Source organism: Adlercreutzia sp. ZJ473, assembly GCF_013185065.1.
Taxonomy (GTDB): Bacteria; Actinomycetota; Coriobacteriia; order Coriobacteriales; family Eggerthellaceae; genus CAAEEV01.
Genome location: NZ_JAAVTO010000001.1, coordinates 43,702 through 60,828, shown reverse-complemented (window position 1 = coordinate 60,828; position 17,127 = coordinate 43,702). Strand labels below are relative to the sequence as shown.

23 protein-coding genes are annotated in these 17,127 nt (G+C 64.8%); all 23 read right to left on the bottom strand.

Annotated elements, in window-relative coordinates; translation table 11 throughout:
- Window positions 1-81: 81 nt before the first annotated feature.
- Window positions 82-819, bottom strand: coding sequence for a glucosamine-6-phosphate deaminase (gene nagB / locus HRL41_RS00315; RefSeq protein WP_172134992.1), 738 nt, complete (start codon window positions 817-819; stop codon window positions 82-84).
- A gap of 15 nt (window positions 820-834) precedes the next feature.
- Window positions 835-3,012: a cytochrome C oxidase Cbb3 gene (locus tag HRL41_RS00310; RefSeq protein ID WP_172134991.1), complete on the bottom strand. Its 2,178-nt coding sequence runs from the start codon at window positions 3,010-3,012 to the stop codon at window positions 835-837.
- 96 nt (window positions 3,013-3,108) lie between these two features.
- The gene (locus tag HRL41_RS00305) at window positions 3,109-3,735 is read right to left on the bottom strand and encodes an adenylate kinase (protein ID WP_165171220.1); all 627 of its coding nucleotides are present in this window, start codon (window positions 3,733-3,735) and stop codon (window positions 3,109-3,111) included.
- A gap of 109 nt (window positions 3,736-3,844) precedes the next feature.
- A complete protein-coding gene (gene secY / locus HRL41_RS00300) occupies window positions 3,845-5,125 on the bottom strand; it encodes a preprotein translocase subunit SecY (RefSeq protein WP_165171222.1) in 1,281 nt (426 codons plus the stop codon).
- A complete protein-coding gene (rplO, locus tag HRL41_RS00295; protein WP_165050157.1) occupies window positions 5,119-5,568 on the bottom strand; it encodes a 50S ribosomal protein L15 in 450 nt (149 codons plus the stop codon). Before rplO ends, secY begins: the two co-directional genes overlap by 7 nt.
- A gap of 334 nt (window positions 5,569-5,902) precedes the next feature.
- Window positions 5,903-6,094: a 50S ribosomal protein L30 gene (gene rpmD / locus HRL41_RS00290; protein ID WP_165171224.1), complete on the bottom strand. Its 192-nt coding sequence runs from the start codon at window positions 6,092-6,094 to the stop codon at window positions 5,903-5,905.
- Window positions 6,094-6,621: a 30S ribosomal protein S5 gene (gene rpsE / locus HRL41_RS00285; protein WP_165050119.1), complete on the bottom strand. Its 528-nt coding sequence runs from the start codon at window positions 6,619-6,621 to the stop codon at window positions 6,094-6,096. Before rpsE ends, rpmD begins: the two co-directional genes overlap by 1 nt.
- A gap of 15 nt (window positions 6,622-6,636) precedes the next feature.
- A complete protein-coding gene (gene rplR, locus HRL41_RS00280; protein WP_165050089.1) occupies window positions 6,637-7,005 on the bottom strand; it encodes a 50S ribosomal protein L18 in 369 nt (122 codons plus the stop codon).
- 34 nt (window positions 7,006-7,039) lie between these two features.
- A complete protein-coding gene (gene rplF, locus HRL41_RS00275) occupies window positions 7,040-7,579 on the bottom strand; it encodes a 50S ribosomal protein L6 (protein ID WP_165171228.1) in 540 nt (179 codons plus the stop codon).
- Between the two features lie 19 nt (window positions 7,580-7,598).
- The gene (gene rpsH, locus HRL41_RS00270) at window positions 7,599-7,997 is read right to left on the bottom strand and encodes a 30S ribosomal protein S8 (protein ID WP_165050075.1); all 399 of its coding nucleotides are present in this window, start codon (window positions 7,995-7,997) and stop codon (window positions 7,599-7,601) included.
- Window positions 7,998-8,100: 103 nt separating this feature from the next.
- Window positions 8,101-8,286: a type Z 30S ribosomal protein S14 gene (locus tag HRL41_RS00265; RefSeq protein WP_103265579.1), complete on the bottom strand. Its 186-nt coding sequence runs from the start codon at window positions 8,284-8,286 to the stop codon at window positions 8,101-8,103.
- Between the two features lie 101 nt (window positions 8,287-8,387).
- The gene (gene rplE / locus HRL41_RS00260) at window positions 8,388-8,933 is read right to left on the bottom strand and encodes a 50S ribosomal protein L5 (protein WP_172134990.1); all 546 of its coding nucleotides are present in this window, start codon (window positions 8,931-8,933) and stop codon (window positions 8,388-8,390) included.
- Between the two features lie 294 nt (window positions 8,934-9,227).
- Window positions 9,228-9,539 carry a 50S ribosomal protein L24 gene (gene rplX / locus HRL41_RS00255; protein ID WP_165171250.1) on the bottom strand — a complete coding sequence of 104 codons (312 nt, stop codon included), beginning with the start codon at window positions 9,537-9,539 and terminating at the stop codon, window positions 9,228-9,230.
- A 20-nt stretch (window positions 9,540-9,559) separates the two neighbouring features.
- A complete protein-coding gene (gene rplN / locus HRL41_RS00250) occupies window positions 9,560-9,928 on the bottom strand; it encodes a 50S ribosomal protein L14 (protein ID WP_022740329.1) in 369 nt (122 codons plus the stop codon).
- A gap of 50 nt (window positions 9,929-9,978) precedes the next feature.
- Window positions 9,979-10,239: a 30S ribosomal protein S17 gene (gene rpsQ, locus HRL41_RS00245; protein ID WP_165171232.1), complete on the bottom strand. Its 261-nt coding sequence runs from the start codon at window positions 10,237-10,239 to the stop codon at window positions 9,979-9,981.
- Between the two features lie 20 nt (window positions 10,240-10,259).
- Window positions 10,260-10,454: a 50S ribosomal protein L29 gene (rpmC, locus tag HRL41_RS00240; RefSeq protein WP_160710048.1), complete on the bottom strand. Its 195-nt coding sequence runs from the start codon at window positions 10,452-10,454 to the stop codon at window positions 10,260-10,262.
- Window positions 10,455-10,877, bottom strand: a complete 423-nt coding sequence (rplP, locus tag HRL41_RS00235; RefSeq protein WP_165050028.1) for a 50S ribosomal protein L16 — start codon at window positions 10,875-10,877, stop codon at window positions 10,455-10,457. It abuts the gene before it with no gap.
- The gene (gene rpsC, locus HRL41_RS00230) at window positions 10,877-11,587 is read right to left on the bottom strand and encodes a 30S ribosomal protein S3 (protein WP_165049999.1); all 711 of its coding nucleotides are present in this window, start codon (window positions 11,585-11,587) and stop codon (window positions 10,877-10,879) included. Before rpsC ends, rplP begins: the two co-directional genes overlap by 1 nt.
- Before the next feature lie 5 nt (window positions 11,588-11,592).
- Entirely contained in the window at window positions 11,593-11,934 is a 342-nt protein-coding gene (gene rplV, locus HRL41_RS00225; protein WP_165049990.1) for a 50S ribosomal protein L22, read from the bottom strand.
- 14 nt (window positions 11,935-11,948) lie between these two features.
- Window positions 11,949-12,224, bottom strand: a complete 276-nt coding sequence (rpsS, locus tag HRL41_RS00220; protein WP_165049968.1) for a 30S ribosomal protein S19 — start codon at window positions 12,222-12,224, stop codon at window positions 11,949-11,951.
- Between the two features lie 24 nt (window positions 12,225-12,248).
- Window positions 12,249-13,079: a 50S ribosomal protein L2 gene (gene rplB / locus HRL41_RS00215; protein ID WP_165049944.1), complete on the bottom strand. Its 831-nt coding sequence runs from the start codon at window positions 13,077-13,079 to the stop codon at window positions 12,249-12,251.
- 279 nt (window positions 13,080-13,358) lie between these two features.
- Window positions 13,359-15,527: a YgiQ family radical SAM protein gene (locus tag HRL41_RS00210; protein ID WP_253904610.1), complete on the bottom strand. Its 2,169-nt coding sequence runs from the start codon at window positions 15,525-15,527 to the stop codon at window positions 13,359-13,361.
- A 7-nt stretch (window positions 15,528-15,534) separates the two neighbouring features.
- Window positions 15,535-16,878: a trigger factor gene (tig, locus tag HRL41_RS00205; protein WP_172134989.1), complete on the bottom strand. Its 1,344-nt coding sequence runs from the start codon at window positions 16,876-16,878 to the stop codon at window positions 15,535-15,537.
- Window positions 16,879-17,127 lie beyond the last annotated feature (249 nt).

Below are 17,127 nucleotides of genomic sequence, written 5' to 3'. Positions count from 1 at the left end.
TTCGCCCACGCCGCGCCCCAAACAAGGGGCTAGGCGAAGCGCATCAGGGCTTCGCAGCGTCGAGCCATTCCGATTGTTGCGTTAGCAACGATCGGAACAAAGCCTTCCAGCTTCCTCGTCGACGATCACCGTCACGTTGGGATGGAACTGCAGGATGGACGCGGGGACCTCGGGCGTCACGGGGCCGAAGAACGCGCGGCGCACGATGTCGGCCTTGCCCCCGCCGTTGGCCACCACGAGGATCTCGCGAGCCTTCATGATGGTGCCGATGCCCATGGTATACGCCTCGCGCGGCACCTCGTCAACGGAGTTGAACAGACGGCTGTTCGCGTTGATGGTGCTCTCGGTGAGCTGCACGCAGTGCGTGGCCTTCGGGAACTCGTCGCACGGCTCGTTGAAGCCGATGTGCCCGTTGTGCCCGAGGCCGAGGAGCTGGATGTCCACGCCGCCGGCTGCCTCGATGGCCGCCTCGTACGCGGCGCACGCCTCCTCGGCGTCAGCGCAGGCGCCGTCGGGCACGTGCGTGCGCGCCTTGTCGATGTCCACGTGGTCGAACAGGTTGTCGTTCATGAAGTAGCGGTAGCTCTGGTCGTGGTCGCCGGAAAGGCCGCGGTACTCGTCGAGGTTGTACGTCTCCACGTCGGCGAAGCTGATCTCACCCGCCTCGTAGTCGCTCACCAGATCAGCGTACAGTCCGATGGGGGTCGAGCCCGTGGCCAGGCCCAGCACGCAGCTCGGCTGCTCCTTCACGCGCGCAGCCAGCACGTCGGCGGCGCGGCGGCTCATGTCCTCGTACGATTTCGCGATGATCAGCTTCATGTCGTTATCCCTTCCTTAGGTCCAGAATTGGGCGGTTTCAATTATATCCTGATAGGCCCACGGATAGATGTCCGAGTACCAGCCCGTCTCGGGCACGAAGCACAGAAGCGCGCTGTACAGCACGCTGAGCGCGACCAGCACGAGCAGCACCTTCATGCCGATCACGTGCGCCGTCGAGCCCGCCGCCATGTTCTCGTTCACGATGAACGCCAGGAGCACCACCGCCGCCAGGAACATGAAGCTGAAGTCGGCGTAGTAGCGCTGCAGGATGCCCGCCATCTCCGCGTCGAGCAGGGCCACGAGCACGCCCGAGGCGAGCAGCACCACGATGACGCCCATGATGGTGCGCGTGGAGCGCGCGCGGCGGCGCAGGTCGAGGATGCGGCGCGCGAACGGCAGGATCCACAGCACGGGCAGGCACGCGAAGATGCCGCCGAAGGTGACCTCCTTGATGGTCTGCCCCATGTAGGTGGTGCTGAAGTCCACCGCCTGGATGAACGGGAACGTGCCGGTGACGTTGGGCGGCTGCAGGAAGTACGCGAAGAACGCAGGCGCGAGGCGGCCGACGTTCATGCCGCGCTTGGTCATGTCGTTCACCGTGAGGTTGTAGTTGGCGCCGAAGTCGGTGAGGGACCCGAAGCGCGCGTAGTTGTAGCCCATGATGCCCGCGGCCACCACCACGTACGGCGCGACCAGGCACGCGAACTCGCGCGCCCCCGCCGGGGTGAGCAGGCGGCGCTTCGTGATGTAGGTGCGCCAGAACAGCGGGAACGCCAAGAGCGAGAGCGCGAGCAGCTGCGGGCGGCACCCCGCCACGAGCGCCATGCAGAGCGACCCGGCCAGATACCACGCGCACGCGTGCTTCGAGAGGCGCCCGCGCATCCAGCAGTACAGCCCCCACACCGAGAACGCCAGCCCGCACATGATGGGCAGCGAGTAGAACGTGGGGAACTTCACCAGGTAGAGGATGCCGCAGCAGAACACGAGCGGGATCTGCAGCAGCAGGTAGAGCCCCAGGCTCACGCGCTTGAAGTGGTAGCGCGCGAAGCGGTCGAGCAGCGCCGAGCAGCCGAGGATGAAGGCGAGGGCCGCTATGAGGACGCCGATGGCCGTGGGGAAGTTCGCACCCGTCACCAGGTAGAACGGCAGGTAGAACAGAAGCACCGGCACCACGCCGAAGTACACGTAGTAGTGCCCCTCGTAGTAGGCCACGTCGAACAGGTACGCCTCGCCCGTCTCCTTCTGCGCCTCGTCGCGGGCGCCCTTGTCGTAGGGGTCGGGCATGTCCTGCAGCCACTGGGGCGGCTCCTCGTCGAGGTAGAGTTGGCCCTTGGCCATGGCGCGCGCGAGCTCGGCGTACTGCTGGGCGTTGTCGCCCCCCACCTCGAAGGTGTTCACCACCGAGGTGCCGTCCCACGAGCCGAAGTTGTAGCTCGAGGTGGCCACGCCCACGAGGTTCGACCCGAAGAACAGAAGCGAGCTCACGAGCGCCATCTCGACGGCGACCATCCCGATGACGCCCGCCTTCGAGCGGCGCGGGTTCTCCACGATGTTGATGCGGTAGATCGACGAGCGCGGGCGGAACATGAAGCACAGCAGAAGCAGGCCGAACGCCGCGGTGAAGCGCGCGCCGCTGAAGGTGAAGGGGCAGTGCGCGTTGAGCGAGACCGTCCAGAGCTTGATGGGGTAGGTCACCTCGTCGCCGACGACCTCGATGCGCAGGTTGTTCACGTAGCCCGCGGTGTTGAGGTTGATGTACTCGCTCTCGGTGACGTACGTGGAGACGTCCACCTCGGGCACGCCGACGGTGTACTCGGTGGAGTCGAAGTAGGTGTGGTGCGCGTCGTCGGTGAACTGGACCTTCACGCGCAGGTTCTGCGCCGGCTGGTGCTCGTCGAAGTCGATGCGGATGTTGCGCACCTCGGTGTTGAGGTTCTTGAACTCCATCACGTGGTCGACCGCCGTCAGGCGGAACAGCCCGTCGTCGCCCTTCGCAAGCTCGATCTGGTCCTTCAGGTTGATCGGCTTGTTCGACAGCGTGGCGAAGTAGTTGTAGTTGAAGACGAACACCTCGAGCAGCAGCGCTGCGAGGAAGAGCACCGCCACCGAGCGCACGATGTGGGCGATCGACGCGCGGTAGGGCTTGACCGAGCGCTTGTAGGCGTAGGAGATGTTCTGGCGAATGGTAGGCATGTCAGTCCACCATTATACGAAAAAATCCCGCGCCAGACACGCTGGCGCGGGATCACGTCCCCAAGAGAGCGCAGGTACCGTCAGGGCAGGCGGAGCCTAGAGCTTCAGGGCCTCCTTGACGTCGGCGTAGACCACCTGCGGGTCGCGGTCGCCGTCGATGGTGACGAGCAGCTCGCAGCCGCGGTAGTAGTCGATGAGCGGGCTCGTGGACTTCTCGTACACGTCGAGGCGGTTGCGCACCGTGGCCTCGTTGTCGTCGTCGCGCTGGTACATCTCGCCGCCGCACTTCGGGCACGCCGCGTCAGCGGCGGAGCCGATGTGCCCGCACTCCTTGCACATGCGGCGCGAGCAGAGGCGGTTCACGATGACCTCGGCCTCCACGTCGATCAGCAGCGCCGCGTCGAGCGGGCGGCCGAGCTCGGCGAGCATGGTGTCGAGCGCCACGGCCTGGGTGGTCGTGCGCGGGAAACCGTCGAGGATGACGCCCTTCTCGGTGTCAGGCTGCTGAATGCGCTCCTTCATGAGGTCGATGATCAGGTCATCCGGCACCAGATCGCCGGCGTCCATGTAGCCCTTGGCCTTCACGCCCAGAGGAGTCTGGTTCTTCACCGCCGCGCGCAGAATGTCACCCGTGGAGATGTGGCACAGGCCCTCCTCTTCGACGAGCTTCGCCGCCTGCGTGCCCTTGCCGGCACCCGGTGCACCCAGCAACACAATGTTCATTTCAGTCGATCCTTTCGATGGTGGACAGATTGGTGGTTCTATTCTAGCAAAAGAGAGGACCCGCCCCTTGCGAGACGGGTCCTCTCTCCAGTTAACGTGCGAGATTTCCCTACTTGAAGAAGCCCTCGTAGTTGTGCTGCTTCAGCTGGCTCTCGACCTTGCTCATGGTGTCAAGTGCGACGCCGATCATGATGAGGATCGAGGTGCCGCCGAACGACTGGATGAGCTGGTTGCCCGTGAAGTAGAAGATGATCGTGGGCACCACGGCGATGAAGGCGATGAACAGGCCGCCCGGCAGCGTGATGCGGTGGATCACGTTCTTGATGTAGGTGACGGTGGCCGAGCCCGGACGCACGCCCGGAATGAAGCCGCCCTGCTTGCGGATGTTGTCAGCCGTCTCCTCGGGGTTGAACACCATGGAGGTGTAGAAGTACGCGAAGAACACGATGAGCACGAGCGTGAGGATCCAGTTCACCACGCCGGTGGAGCACCAGTTCGCGAACGTCGTCAGCCAATCCACGTTGAAGATGGCCGCCAGCTGCGCCGGGAAGTAGATGATGCAGCTCGCGAAGATGATCGGGATGACGCCCGCGGCGTTCACCTTCAGCGGGATGTAGGTGGACTGGCCGCCCATCATCTTGCGTCCCTGGACGCGCTTGGCGTAGTTCACCGGGATGCGGCGCTGCGCGCGCTCCACGTAGATGATCAGCGGGATGCACACGAGCACCACGGCCAGGATCAGGATGGTGAGCGCGATGCCCATGCCCAGATCGCCCGTGAGGTTCACGGACGAGAAGATGGCGGAGGGCACGCGGGACACGATGCTCACGAAGATGATGAGCGACATGCCGTTGCCGATGCCGCGCTGGGTGATGAGCTCGCCCATCCACATGATGAAGGCGGTGCCGGCGACCAGCGTGAACACGATGACGATGTCGGTGACGATCTCGGGGACCTCGGTGGAGAACACCACGCCGTAGGCCGGCGACTTGAACAGCAGCAGGTAGCCGATGGCGTTGATGAGGCCCAGGCCCAGCGTGAGGTAGCGCGTGACCTGCGTGATCTTGCGGCGACCGGAGTCGCCCTCACGCGCCCAGCGGCCCACGGCGGGGATGACGCCCTGCATCAGCTGCATGATGATCGATGCGGTGATGTAGGGCATGATGCCCAGCGAGAACACCGAGAAGTTCGACAGCGCACCGCCGGTGAACAGGTCGAGCATCGTCATGGCGACGCCGGTGTCCGCGAAGGCCGTGGCGAAGTCATGGAACGGGATGCCCGGGACCGGCACATAGGCGCCGAAGCGGTAGAGCGCGAGGATCGCCAGCGTGAAGAGGATCTTCTTGCGCAGCTCCGGTACCTTGAACGCGTCTATGATCGAGCTTAGCAAGGCTCTTCGACCTTTCCTCCAGCTGCTTCGATCTTCGCCTTGGCGGAAGCAGAAACCTTATCGACCTTGACCGTGAGGGCCTTGGTGATCTCGCCGTCGCCGAGCACCTTCACGAGCGCGTCGGCATGCTTGATGATGCCCTTGGCGCACAGGGACTCGCCGTCGACGACCTCGCCGGCCTCGTACTTCGCCTCGAGGCGGCTCACGTTCACCGGCAGGTACTCCACGCGGTTGAAGTTGCGGAAGCCGGGGAGCTTCGGCAGACGACGGGCGAGCGGCGTCTGGCCGCCCTCGAAGCCCGGGCCCTTGCCGCCGCCGGCACGGGACTTCTGGCCGTTCATGCCGCGGCCGGCCGTCTTGCCATGGCCGGACGCAGGGCCGCGGCCCACGCGCTTGCGGTTCTTCTTAGAGCCCTCAGCAGGCTTCAGATCCTTGAGTTCCATTGAGTCAATCTCCTTATTACGCTTCAGGGGAGCAGGTTCGCCCCTCCCCCGATGCTGGCAGCTCGCCGCCAGCAAACTTCCAAATACTATGCCAACGGCGCACCTCGAGAAAAGGCGCGCCGAACAGCATTATACCCGAATAAGAACATTAATATGCCCTTATCCGTTACAGCCAACTGCCCCTCACATGAACGATTAAGTCAGCGAGGGTTCGTGCGGTGCCTGGAATAGCCCCGCCTTGGGGCCAAGCGGCCTTCGCGCCGCGCCGCGCCCCAAACAAGGGGCTAGGCTAGGTGCCGTACGAAACCGCAGCGTCGGCGTAGAAGTTGAAGAGCTAAAGCTCTTCAACTTCGATAAGATGCTTCACCTTGAAGATCATGCCGCGGACGGACTCGTTGTCCACCTGCTCCACCGTGCGGCCGATCTTGCCGAGGCCGAGAGCCTTGAGCGTCTTGCCCTGGTCGGCCTTGCGACCGATGGCGCTCTTCACCTGCGTGATGCGCAGGGTCTTCTTCGCGTCAGACATTACTTCTGCTCCTTCCAGCCAAAGATCTCGCCGACGGACTTGTCGCGACGAGCGGCAACCTCAGCCGGGCTCTCGAGGGACTTGAGGCCCTCGGCGGCAGCCTTCACGATGTTCATGGCGTTGTCGGTGCCGAGGGACTTGCCGATGACGTTCTTCACGCCGGCAAGCTCGAGCAGCGCGCGGACGGAGCCGCCGGTGATGACGCCGGTACCGGGAACGGCCGGCTTCAGCAGCACGCGGCCGGCGCCGTACTCGCCGAGCACCTCGTGGGGAATGGTGCCGCCCTCGGTCAGCGGGACCGAGAACATGTTCTTCTTCGCGTCCTCGACGCCCTTCTTGATGGCGGTGGGGACCTCGGCGGACTTGCCCATGCCCACGCCGACGCGGCCCTTGCCGTCGCCGACGACCACGAGTGCCGTGAGCTGCATGCGGCGGCCGCCCTTGACGGTCTTGGAAACGCGGTTGATGCTGACGACGCGCTCCTGGAGCTCAGGAACGGCGTTCTCCTGCTGTTGTTTACGAGCCATAAGCTAAAACCCCTTCTAGAATTTCAAACCAGCTTCACGGGCAGCCTCGGCCAGAGCCTTGACGCGTCCGTGATACAGGTGGCCGCCACGGTCGAACACAACTTCCGTCACGCCGTTTTCCAGTGCCAGCTTGCCGGCGATCTCACCGAGGGCAGAGGCGCCCTCGACGTTGCTGCCCCTCTTGCCCGTGGCCTTGAACTCAGGGCCGAGCGTGGAGACGCCGCAGATGGTGGTGTGGGCAACGTCATCGACGAACTGAACGTAGATGTTGTTGTTGCTGCGCGTAACGCACAGACGAGGACGAGCCGCCGTGCCAGAGATCTTCGCGCGAACGCGACGATGGCGACGTGCCAACCCGGCCTGCTTTTTCTGAAGCTTATTCATTGATAATCCCTTCAATCAGATACCGAGCGGACGCTTAGTCCTTGCCAGCCTTGCCAACCTTGCGACGGACATGCTCGCCCTCGTAGCGGATGCCCTTGCCCTTGTAGGGCTCCGGCTTGCGCCACTTGCGGATGTTCGCGGCAACCTGGCCGACCTGCTCCTTGGAGGGGCCGGAGACGACGATCTCGGTCTGGCTGGGAACCTCGAAGGTGATGCCCTCGGGGGCCTCCACCAGAACGGGGTGCGAGTAGCCGAGCTGCATCTCGAGGTCCTTGCCCTTGAGCGCGGCGCGGTAGCCGACGCCCACGAGCTGCAGCTTCTTGGAGAAGCCGGCAGACACGCCCTCGACCATGTTGTGGATGAGGGTGCGGGTCAGGCCGTGGAAGCTCTTGGACTCACGGGTGTCATCAGGACGGGAGACGATGATCTCGCTGCCCTCCTGCGTGATGGTCATGCAGGGCTGAAAGGTGCGCGTGAGCTCACCCTTGGGGCCCTTGACGGTCACCGTGGTGCCGTCGATGGTCACGTCAACGCCAGCAGGAACGGTGACGGGCATCTTGCCGATACGAGACATAATGCAATACCTCCCTTTCCTACCAGATGTAAGCGATGACCTCGCCGCCGACGCCCTTCTTGCGGGCATCGCGGTCGGTCATGACGCCGTGACTCGTCGAGATGATTGCCGTGCCGAGGCCGCCGAGCACGCGGGGCAGCTCGTCCTTGCCGGCGTAGATGCGCAGGCCGGGCTTGGAGATGCGCTTGATGCCGCGGATGGTCTTGGCCTTCTTCGGGCCGTACTTCAGCGTGATCTCAAGCGTCGCGCGGGGCTCGCCGTCGATTACCTCGTAACCGCGGATGTAGCCCTCCTGGTCCATGATGCGAGCAATCTCGATGAGCTTCTTGCTCGAGGGCATGGACACCGTTTCCTTGCCGGCAGACTGGGCATTACGCACGCGCGTAAGCATATCTGCGATGGGATCGGTCATTGTCATGTTTGTTTTCTCCTTTGATTCGTGATGAGCCGAGCGTTCGGTTCGTCGGCGCCCTTAGCGCCTCCGCCTTTCACGTCGACACACCCTAAACGTGTGCCAGCTCTTACCAGGAAGACTTGGTCACGCCGGGCAGCTCGCCTTTGTTGGCCAATTCACGCAAGCAGATGCGGCACAGGCCGAACTTGCGATAGTAAGCACGGGGGCGTCCGCAACGCGTGCAGCGGTTGTGCTGACGCGTGGAGAACTTCGGCTCGCGCTTGGCTTTGGCGATCATCGATTTCTTAGCCATGCATTCCTTCTTTCTTGCTTAAAGACCCGAAACCCCATGCTTCAGGTCTTGTTGCCTGAGGTTACGCAAACAAGCCGCCCCTTGCGAGGCGGCTGTCTGGTTTACTTGCTCTTGAACGGGAAGCCCAGCGCGGAAAGCAGCGCGAAGGCGCTCTCGTTATCGTCAGCCGTGGTCACGAACGTGACGTCCATGCCGCGGGTGCGATCAATCTTGTCGTAGTCGATCTCGGGGAAGATCAGCTGCTCGGTGATGCCGAGCGTGTAGTTGCCGCGGCCGTCGAAGCTCTTCGGCGAGATGCCGCGGAAGTCGCGCACGCGGGGAAGGGCGGTCGCCAGCAGGCGGTCGAGGAACTCCCACATGCGGTTGCCGCGCAGGGTGACCTTGCAGCCGATGGCCTGGCCCTCGCGCACGTGGAAGCCGGCGATGGACTTCTTGGCGCGGGTGACGCAGGGCTGCTGGCCGGTGATGATGCGCATGTCGTTCATGGCGGCGTCGAGCAGCTTGGAGTCGCCGGCGGCAGCGCCCACGCCCATGTTCACGACGATCTTCTCGAGACGCGGAACCTGGTTGACGTTGGTGATGCCGAGCTCGCTCTCGAGCTTGGCGACGATCTCGTTCTGATACTTTTCCTTCAAACGAGGAGCCATAGGTGAAACCTTTCCGTCGATGAATTAAACGCGGGATTTCCGACCCCGCGTCCCTGGTATCCCAGGGCCATAGAGCGCATGGGCGCCCGAAGAAGAGACTTTACCTGAAAGCCCCTCCCCGGTCAACCCATGCGCTCAAAATAGCGTTCTGCCGCCGCTCTTGCGGCGGCAGATAATTATCTCTCATCCCCTACGAGGGTGAGCTTGGCGAGTGCAGGAGACGTGGCTAGCGGAGGGAGTTGGCTTCGTCCAACGACCGGAGCTAGACGCGGCTCCTGTGCCGCCAAGGTCGGCCTAGTCGATGTCCTTGCCGCACTTCTTGCAGACGCGGACCTTCTTGCCGGCCTCGTTCACGCGCTTGGAGACGCGGGACGCCTGGTTGCAGTGCGGGCACACCAGCATCACGTTGGAGACGTGGATGGGGGCCTCCACGGTGGAGATGCCGCCCTGCGGGTTCGCCTGAGTCGGGCGCATGGCCTTCTTCATCATGTTGGCGCCCTCGACGACCACGCGCTGCTTCTGCGGGATAGAGCGCAGGATCTTGCCCTGCTTGCCCTTGTCCTTGCCGCACAGGATCTTGACGGTATCGCCCTTCTTCACATGCATTTTCATGACTGACACCTCCCTTAGAGCGTTTCCGGTGCCAGAGACACGATCTTCATGTACTTCTTGTCGCGGAGCTCGCGAGCGACGGGCCCGAAGATGCGGGTGCCGCGCGGAGAGCCGTCGTTGTTGATCAGAACGGCGGCGTTCTGGTCGAAGCGGATGTAGGAGCCGTCGGCGCGACGGACCTCCTTCTTCACGCGCACGATCACGCAGCGGACGACCTCGCCCTTCTTCACGTTACCGTTGGGCATAGCCTCTTTCACGCTGCAGATGATCACGTCACCGAGGCCCGCATAGCGGCGCTTGGAGCCGCCGAGGACCTTGATGCACTGCACCTTGCGAGCGCCGGAGTTGTCGGCCACCGCGAGCATGGATTGCATCTGAATCATATGCTTTACCTAACTTTCCTAAAAAGATAGCTGCATGCAACGCACACGCGCTATTTGGCCTTCTCGACGATCTTCACGAGGCGCCAGCGCTTCATCTTGGACAGCGGGCGCGTCTCCATGATCTGAACGGTGTCGCCGACGCCGGCTTCGTTGTTCTCGTCATGGGCATGGAACTTCTTCGTGGTGGTCATCATCTTGCCGTACACCGGATGGGGCTTGCGCTGCTCGACGGCTACCACGATGGTCTTGTCATTGGTGTCGCTGACCACGACGCCCTGACGGACCTTACGCAAATTGCGCTCTTCAGTCATTTCTCACACCTTCCCTTAAGCTACGCGCTCAGCTCACGAGCACGCATCTCGGTCTGGATGCGCGCGATGTCCTTCTTAACCTGCTTGACGCGGGCGGTGTTGTCGAGCTGGCTCGTGGCCATCTGGAAGCGCAGGTTGAACAGCTCAGCACGCGCCTCCTTCAACTTCGCCTGCAGGTCTTCGGCAGAAAGTTCACGAATCTCTGCTGCTTTCATTTATTCCTGCCCTTCCGTCTCGCGAGTGACAATCTTGCACTTGATGGGCAGCTTGTTGATGGCGAGGCGCAGGGCCTCCTTGGCCGTCTCCTCGTCAACGCCGTCGATCTCGAACATGATGCGACCCGGCTTGACGACAGCTACCCAGCCCTCGGGGTTGCCCTTGCCGGAACCCATGCGGGTCTCGGCGGGCTTCGAGGTGATCGGCTTGTCGGGGAAGATCGTGATCCACACCTTGCCGCCACGCTTCATGTAGCGGGTCATGGCGATACGAGCTGCCTCGATCTGGCGGTTGGTGATCCAGTGGGCCTCAAGGGCCTGGATGCCGTAAGAACCGTGGTTCAGGCGCGTGCCGCCCTTGGCCTTGCCCTTCATGGAACCACGCTGCACCTTGCGGTGCTTGACGCGCTTAGGTACGAGCATTACTTGTGCCCCCTCTCGTTACGATCGTTGCGACGGCGGCTCGGGCGGGAGCTTCCCTCGAGAGCCGGCTGCGGAGCCTTCTGGCCGGGGAGCACGTCACCGTGGTAGACCCACACCTGGACGCCGATGGAGCCCATGGTGGTGGCGGCGGTGGCGAAGCCGTAGTCGATCTTGGCGCGCAGGGTGTGCAGCGGCACGCGACCCTCGCGGTACCACTCGCGGCGGCTCATCTCGGCGCCGCCGAGGCGGCCGGAGCACTGGATGCGGATGCCCTTGGCGCCGGACTTGCGGGCGGACTGGACGGCCTTGCGCATGGCGCGGCGGAAGGCGACGCGGCCCTCGAGCTGCTCGGCCACGGACTGGGCGATCAGCACGGCGTCAAGCTCGGGACGCTTGATCTCGACGACCTCGACGGAGACGGGGCCGGAGGCGACCTTCTCGAGCTTCTTGCGCAGGGCGTCGATCTCGGCGCCCTTCTTGCCGATGACCACGCCCGGGCGGGCCGTGGTGATGATGACCTTGATCTTGTCGCCGGCGCGCTCGATCTCAACCTTGGAGACAGCGGCACGGGCAAGGTAGGTGTCCAGGAACTTGCGGATGGCAAGATCGTTCTCGAGGGTAGCGGCGTAGTTCTTGTCGGCGTACCAACGGCTGCGCCAATCCTCGGTGATGCCCAGGCGGAACCCAGTAGGGCTGACTTTCTGACCCATGGACTTTATGCCTCCTCTCGCGGTGCGACGATGATGGTGATGTGGCTGGTGCGCTTGTTGATGCGCGACGCAGAGCCTTTGGCACGCGGGCGGATGCGCTTCAGCGTCGGACCCTCGTCCACGTAGGCGGCCTTCACGACGAGCGTGTCGGCGCGCAGGTGGTTGTTGTGCTCAGCGTTGGCCACGGCGGAGTTGAGCGTCTTCTCGACGGTCTCCGCGATGGCGCGGTTGGTAAATGCCAGAATCTCACGAGCCTGCTCGACGGACTTGCCGCGAACCAGGTCGACAACGACGCGAGCCTTGCGAGGGGAGACGCGAACGTAGCGGGATACTGCCTTAACTTCCATTGTTCACCCCTATCCTATCGCTTCTTGCCCTTGTCGGCCGAATGACCCTTGAACGTGCGGGTCGGGGCGAACTCGCCCAGCTTGTGGCCAACCATGGACTCGGTGATGTATACCGGCACGTGCTTGCGACCATCGTGAACGGCGATGGTGTGGCCGACCATCTCGGGGAAGATGGTGCTGGCACGGGACCAGGTCTTGATGACGTTCTTTTCGCCAGCCGCGTTCATAGCCTCGATGCGACCCAGAAGGCGCGGTTCTACGAAAGGACCCTTTTTCAAACTTCTGCTCACTTTTACTCCTTAAAGTGTCACGCGCTACTTCTTGCGACGGCGAATGATCAAGCGGCTCGACGCCTTCTTGGGGTTGCGGGTGCGATGGCCCTTGGTGGGAACGCCCCACGGCGTGACCGGATGACGGCCAGCGGACTTGTTCTTGCCCTCGCCGCCGCCATGCGGATGGTCGACCGGGTTCATGACGGTGCCGCGGACGGTGGGGCGAACGCCCATCCAGCGCTTGCGGCCGGCCTTGCCGATCTTGATGTTGGAGTGCTCAGCGTTGCCGACCTCGCCGATGGTGGCGCGGCACGTGAGGAGCACGCGGCGCATCTCGGAGGAGGGCATGCGCAGGATGGCGTACTTGCCTTCCTTGCCCATGAGCTGAATGCTGGTGCCGGCGGAGCGGGCGATCGCCGCGCCGCGACCCGGCTGCAGCTCGACGTTGTGGACGAGCGTGCCGACGGGGATGTTGGCCAGCGGCAGGGCGTTGCCGGGCTTGATGTCGGCCTCGGGGCCGCTTACCACCATGTCGCCTACCTTGAGGCCCTTGGGGTGGATGATGTAGCGCTTCTCGCCGTCGACGTAGTGCAGAAGGGCGATGCGAGCCGAGCGGTTGGGATCGTACTCGATCGTGGCGACCTTGGCGGGCACGCCGTCCTTGTTGCGCTTGAAGTCGATGATGCGGTAGCGCTGCTTGTTGCCGCCACCCTGATGACGGGTGGTGATGCGGCCGTAGTTGTTGCGCCCTGCCTTCTTAGGCTTCGGCGCAAGCAGCGACTTCTCCGGCTTCGACGTGGTGATCTCCGCGAAGTCGGAGACCGTCTGGAAGCGTCGGCCGGGGCTTGTCGGCTTGTACTGTTTAATACCCACAGTTCAACCTTTCCTGTACCTTCGAGCTAGCGTGCCTGCGCCCCGCGCCTGGTGACGGCAGGTGGAACGCCGGCGGCAGCTCGCCGAGACCCTTGCTCGCGCGCCTCTCCGCACACCAAGGACCTCCTCTACGTTACATGGCCAGGCGATTGCCGATCATGCGCCGATGGAGGCTCGGCGCCGCGACTCCGTCTAACCACGCGTCCGGGTGTATCCATAACACACGCAGACGCAAGGAAACATTATATGCGCGCGCAGGAAGGATTTCAAGAACGTTTTTTATCGTCTCTTGCGGATGCCGCCCTTGCGGCCGTTGGCCTTCGGGGGACGCCCGGCGCGCTGAGACTTCGCGGGCGCAGGGCGGGCGGCGCCCTTCGGGTCCCGCGCGGACTTCGCGCCCCTCGCGCCCTCCCCCTTCGCGCCGTCTTCCGCGGGGTTGCGCTTGCGGGGCTTGCGGGGGCGGATGAGGCATTCGGGGCCGTAGCCGATGAGGTCGCGGCGGCCCGCCTTCGCGAGCGCCTCGGCCACCAGGTCGTAGTTGGCGGGGTTGCGGTACTGGATGAGGGCGCGCTGCAGGGCCTTCTCGTGCGGCGAGCGCGGCACGTAGACGGGCTGCATGGTGCGCGGGTCGACGCCGGTGCAGTACATGCAGGTGGAGATGGTCGAGGGCGTGGGGTAGAAGTCCTGCACCTGCTCGGGGTTGTAGCCCATGTCGCGGCAGAACTCGGCGAGCTCGACGGCCTCCTTGAGCGTGGAGCCGGGATGCGACGACATGAGGTAGGGCACGAGGTACTGCTTCTTGCCCGCGCGCTCGTTCTCGGCCTCGTAGGCGCGCACGAACGCGTCGTACACCGCGCGGGAGGGCTTGCCCATGTGGCGCAGCACCTCGTCGGACACGTGCTCGGGCGCCACCTTGAGCTGGCCCGACACGTGGTGGGCCACGAGCTCGCGCAGGAACGCGGGGTCGGGGTCGGCCATCACGTAGTCGAAGCGGATGCCCGAGCGCACGAACACCTTCTTCACGCCCGGCAGCGCGCGCAGCTTCCGCAGAAGCTCCACGTAGTCGGCGTGGCTCACGTCCATGGCGCGGCAGGGCTCGGGCACAAGGCAGCGCTTGCGCGCGCACGCGCCGCGCTCGAGCTGGTGCGAGCAGGCCGGCGCGCGGAAGTTCGCCGTGGGGCCGCCCACGTCGTGGATGTAGCCCTTGAACCCGGGGTCCTGCGTGATGAGGCGCGCCTCGTCGAGGAGCGACTCGTGGCTGCGCGCCGAGATGACGCGCCCCTGGTGGAACGTGAGCGCGCAGAACGAGCACTCGCCGAAGCAGCCGCGGCAGCTCGCGAGGCTGAACTTCACCTCGGCGATGGCGGGCACGCCGCCGGCCGCGTCATAGGCGGGGTGCCACGTGCGCGCGTACGGCAGGCGGTAGACCGCGTCCATCTCGGAGGTGGTCAGCGGGGGCGCGGGCGGGTTCTGCACCACGAACTCGTGGTCGGAGTAGGGCTCGACCAGGCGCTTCCCGCGGACGGGGTCGGCGTTGTCGTACTGGACGGCGAAGCTCTCGGCGTACTTCAGCTTGTCGGCGCGGATCGCGTCCCACGAGGGCAGGAGCTCGTAGTCGTACACGTGCTCGAGCGAGCGCGCCCGGTACACGGTGCCGTCGATGAACGTGAGGTCGGAGACGGAGAGCCCCGCGGCGAGCGCGTCGGCGATCTGGATGATGGAGTGCTCCCCCATCCCGTAGCTCACGAGGTCGGCGCCTGAGTCGAGCAGGATGGAGCGCTTGAGGGAGTCCGACCAGTAGTCGTAGTGCGCCAGGCGGCGCAGGCTCGCCTCGATGCCGCCGAGGATGACGGGCGTCTTCTTGTAGGTGCGGCGGATGAGGTTCGCGTACACCACCGCCGCGTGGTCGGGGCGCCGCCCCGCCTCGCCGCCCGGCGTGAACGCGTCGGCGTGGCGGCGCTTCTTGGCCACGGTGTAGTGGTTCACCATGGAGTCCATGTTGCCCGCCGACACCAGAAAGCCCAGGCGCGGCTCGCCGAGCACGGTGACGGAGGCCGGGTCGCGCCAGTCGGGCTGCGCGATGACGCCCACGCGGTAGCCGTGCGCCTCGAGCAGGCGCGTGATGATGGCGTGGCCGAACGAGGGGTGGTCGACGTAGGCGTCGCCCGACACGTACACGAAGTCGAGCTCGTCCCACCCGCGCGCGGCCGCCGCCTCGCGCGTCATGGGCAGGAAGTCAGCGGCCGTGGGGCGCGGGGGCTGCGGGGGCTGCTGCGAGCCGTGGGCGCCGCGAGCGCCCTTCGCGCCGTGCGAGCCGTGGGCGCCGCGGGCGCTGCGAGCGCCCTTCGCGCCGTGCGAGCCGTGCGCGCCGCGAGGGCGCGAAAAGGCCGCAGCCTCCTTTCGCGCGGGGGCTGCGGCCTTGTTCTCTCGGGGCTTCGCGTGCGGCAAGGGCGGGCTACTCCGCGGCTTCCTCGGCTGCGGGCGCCTCAGGCGCTGCGGCAGGCGCTTCCTCGGGATGCTTCACGATCGCGTGCTCGAGCGCCCAGCGGTTGGCCTTCATGCGCTCGGCCGACTCGCGCAGGGCGAAGCCGCGGCCCGACTGCTCGAACTGCTGGCGAATCTGCTTGGGGTTCGCCTGCGGGTTCATCACGTGGCAGGCGGCGTTGATGTCGTCGTCGGTGAGCGTGAGCTTCTCGTGGCGGAACACCGCGTCGAGCGCGAAGCCCTGCACGAGCATCTCGCGCGTCTGGAGCATGAGCATCATGCCGAACTGCTGCTCGCCGCCGTTCTCCTGCACGAACTCCTCCCAGTCCTTGCCCTGCTGCTGCAGGTTGACGCGCAGGTTCTGCACGAGGTTGTCGCGCATGGCCTCGTAGGCCTCGTCGGCGATCTTGCCCTGGAAGCGGCGCCCGAGCTCGGAGGCGACCGCCTGCATGCAGTAGGTGTCGTACTGCTCGCGGTCCTGGCGCTCGAGGTTGCGGCCGATGTCAGCGCGCAGCGCGGCGAGGTCCTTGTACATGGGCATGTTCTTGGCGATCCACTCGTCGTCGATGGTGGGGACCGCCTCCTTCTGGATCTCCTTCACCGTGAGCGTGCAGTCGATGACCTGCGTGATCTCGTTGAAGTCGTCATCGATGCCGGGGCCCTCGAAGGTGAACTGCTTCGTCTCGCCCGGCTGCATGCCCAGGATCGCCTCGTCGAAGCCCTCGGGCATGTAGCCCTTGCCGGCCGTGTAGGTGCGGCCCTCGGTGCTGAGGCCCTTGAGCTCCTCGCCCTTCTCGAAGCACTTCATGGCGATGAGGCAGCTGTCACCCTTCTCGACCGGACGGGGGTCGTCTGCGACGAAGGAGGTGTAGCGCTTCGACATCTCCTCGATCTGCGCGTCGACGACGGCCTCGTTGAAGCGGTAGGGCTGGACGGTGACCTCGACCGGGTCGTACGAGGAGAGCTCGTAGGCGGGCTTCAGCGTGACCTCCACGTCGAAGGAGAACTGGCGGCCGCGCTTGAACGGCGACTTCGGCTCGGCCTTCGGCGGGAACAGAGGCACGATGTTCTTCTTGTCGAGCGCGAGCGGGACGAGCGCCTCGATGGCGCTGGCCTCCACGATGGAGTCGAGGTTCTTGATGCCCATGTGCTCCTCGGCGACCTCGGCGACCGTCTTGCCCTGCTGCGGCTGCAAGCCCATGGACTGGGCGAACGCCACGTGCGCCGCCTGCAGGACGTTGCTGACCTCGTCGACGGTGGCGACGGCCTCGAGGCGGACCTTGCCGGGCTCGAGCTTCTTCTGGTTGACCTTCATGAGGGGTTTCTCTCCTTCATCTCCCGTGCGCCCTTGCGGGCGCCTCGTTGTGCTTGGGCATCATTCTATCGCAGGAACAGCGCAAAAGCACACGGATTAGGCAGAAACGAGGAGAAGGCAAATCACGTTTGACATGCGGCGCAAGCGGGCGGGAGGGATGCGGAGGAGGAGCGAGCGCGGCATGAACGCGCAGCGCGGGCGCCGGGATTGCCCTGGCGCCCGCGCCGCATCTCATGGTTTCGGCGTGCT

What these genes read in the sequence shown, in the direction of transcription:
- nagB (WP_172134992.1), bottom strand. Translation starts at nt 819, where the DNA reads ATGAAGCTGATCATCGCGAAATCGTACGAGGACATGAGCCGCCGCGCC.
- HRL41_RS00310 (WP_172134991.1), bottom strand. Translation starts at nt 3,012, where the DNA reads ATGCCTACCATTCGCCAGAACATCTCCTACGCCTACAAGCGCTCGGTC.
- HRL41_RS00305 (WP_165171220.1), bottom strand. Translation starts at nt 3,735, where the DNA reads ATGAACATTGTGTTGCTGGGTGCACCGGGTGCCGGCAAGGGCACGCAG.
- rplO (WP_165050157.1), bottom strand. Translation starts at nt 5,568, where the DNA reads ATGGAACTCAAGGATCTGAAGCCTGCTGAGGGCTCTAAGAAGAACCGC.
- rpmD (WP_165171224.1), bottom strand. Translation starts at nt 6,094, where the DNA reads ATGTCTGACGCGAAGAAGACCCTGCGCATCACGCAGGTGAAGAGCGCC.
- rpsE (WP_165050119.1), bottom strand. Translation starts at nt 6,621, where the DNA reads ATGGCTCGTAAACAACAGCAGGAGAACGCCGTTCCTGAGCTCCAGGAG.
- rplR (WP_165050089.1), bottom strand. Translation starts at nt 7,005, where the DNA reads ATGAATAAGCTTCAGAAAAAGCAGGCCGGGTTGGCACGTCGCCATCGT.
- rplF (WP_165171228.1), bottom strand. Translation starts at nt 7,579, where the DNA reads ATGTCTCGTATCGGCAAGATGCCCGTCACCGTTCCTGCTGGCGTTGAC.
- rpsH (WP_165050075.1), bottom strand. Translation starts at nt 7,997, where the DNA reads ATGACAATGACCGATCCCATCGCAGATATGCTTACGCGCGTGCGTAAT.
- HRL41_RS00265 (WP_103265579.1), bottom strand. Translation starts at nt 8,286, where the DNA reads ATGGCTAAGAAATCGATGATCGCCAAAGCCAAGCGCGAGCCGAAGTTC.
- rplE (WP_172134990.1), bottom strand. Translation starts at nt 8,933, where the DNA reads ATGGCTCCTCGTTTGAAGGAAAAGTATCAGAACGAGATCGTCGCCAAG.
- rplX (WP_165171250.1), bottom strand. Translation starts at nt 9,539, where the DNA reads ATGCATGTGAAGAAGGGCGATACCGTCAAGATCCTGTGCGGCAAGGAC.
- rplN (WP_022740329.1), bottom strand. Translation starts at nt 9,928, where the DNA reads ATGATTCAGATGCAATCCATGCTCGCGGTGGCCGACAACTCCGGCGCT.
- rpsQ (WP_165171232.1), bottom strand. Translation starts at nt 10,239, where the DNA reads ATGACTGAAGAGCGCAATTTGCGTAAGGTCCGTCAGGGCGTCGTGGTC.
- rpmC (WP_160710048.1), bottom strand. Translation starts at nt 10,454, where the DNA reads ATGAAAGCAGCAGAGATTCGTGAACTTTCTGCCGAAGACCTGCAGGCG.
- rplP (WP_165050028.1), bottom strand. Translation starts at nt 10,877, where the DNA reads ATGCTCGTACCTAAGCGCGTCAAGCACCGCAAGGTGCAGCGTGGTTCC.
- rpsC (WP_165049999.1), bottom strand. Translation starts at nt 11,587, where the DNA reads ATGGGTCAGAAAGTCAGCCCTACTGGGTTCCGCCTGGGCATCACCGAG.
- rplV (WP_165049990.1), bottom strand. Translation starts at nt 11,934, where the DNA reads ATGGAAGTTAAGGCAGTATCCCGCTACGTTCGCGTCTCCCCTCGCAAG.
- tig (WP_172134989.1), bottom strand. Translation starts at nt 16,878, where the DNA reads ATGAAGGTCAACCAGAAGAAGCTCGAGCCCGGCAAGGTCCGCCTCGAG.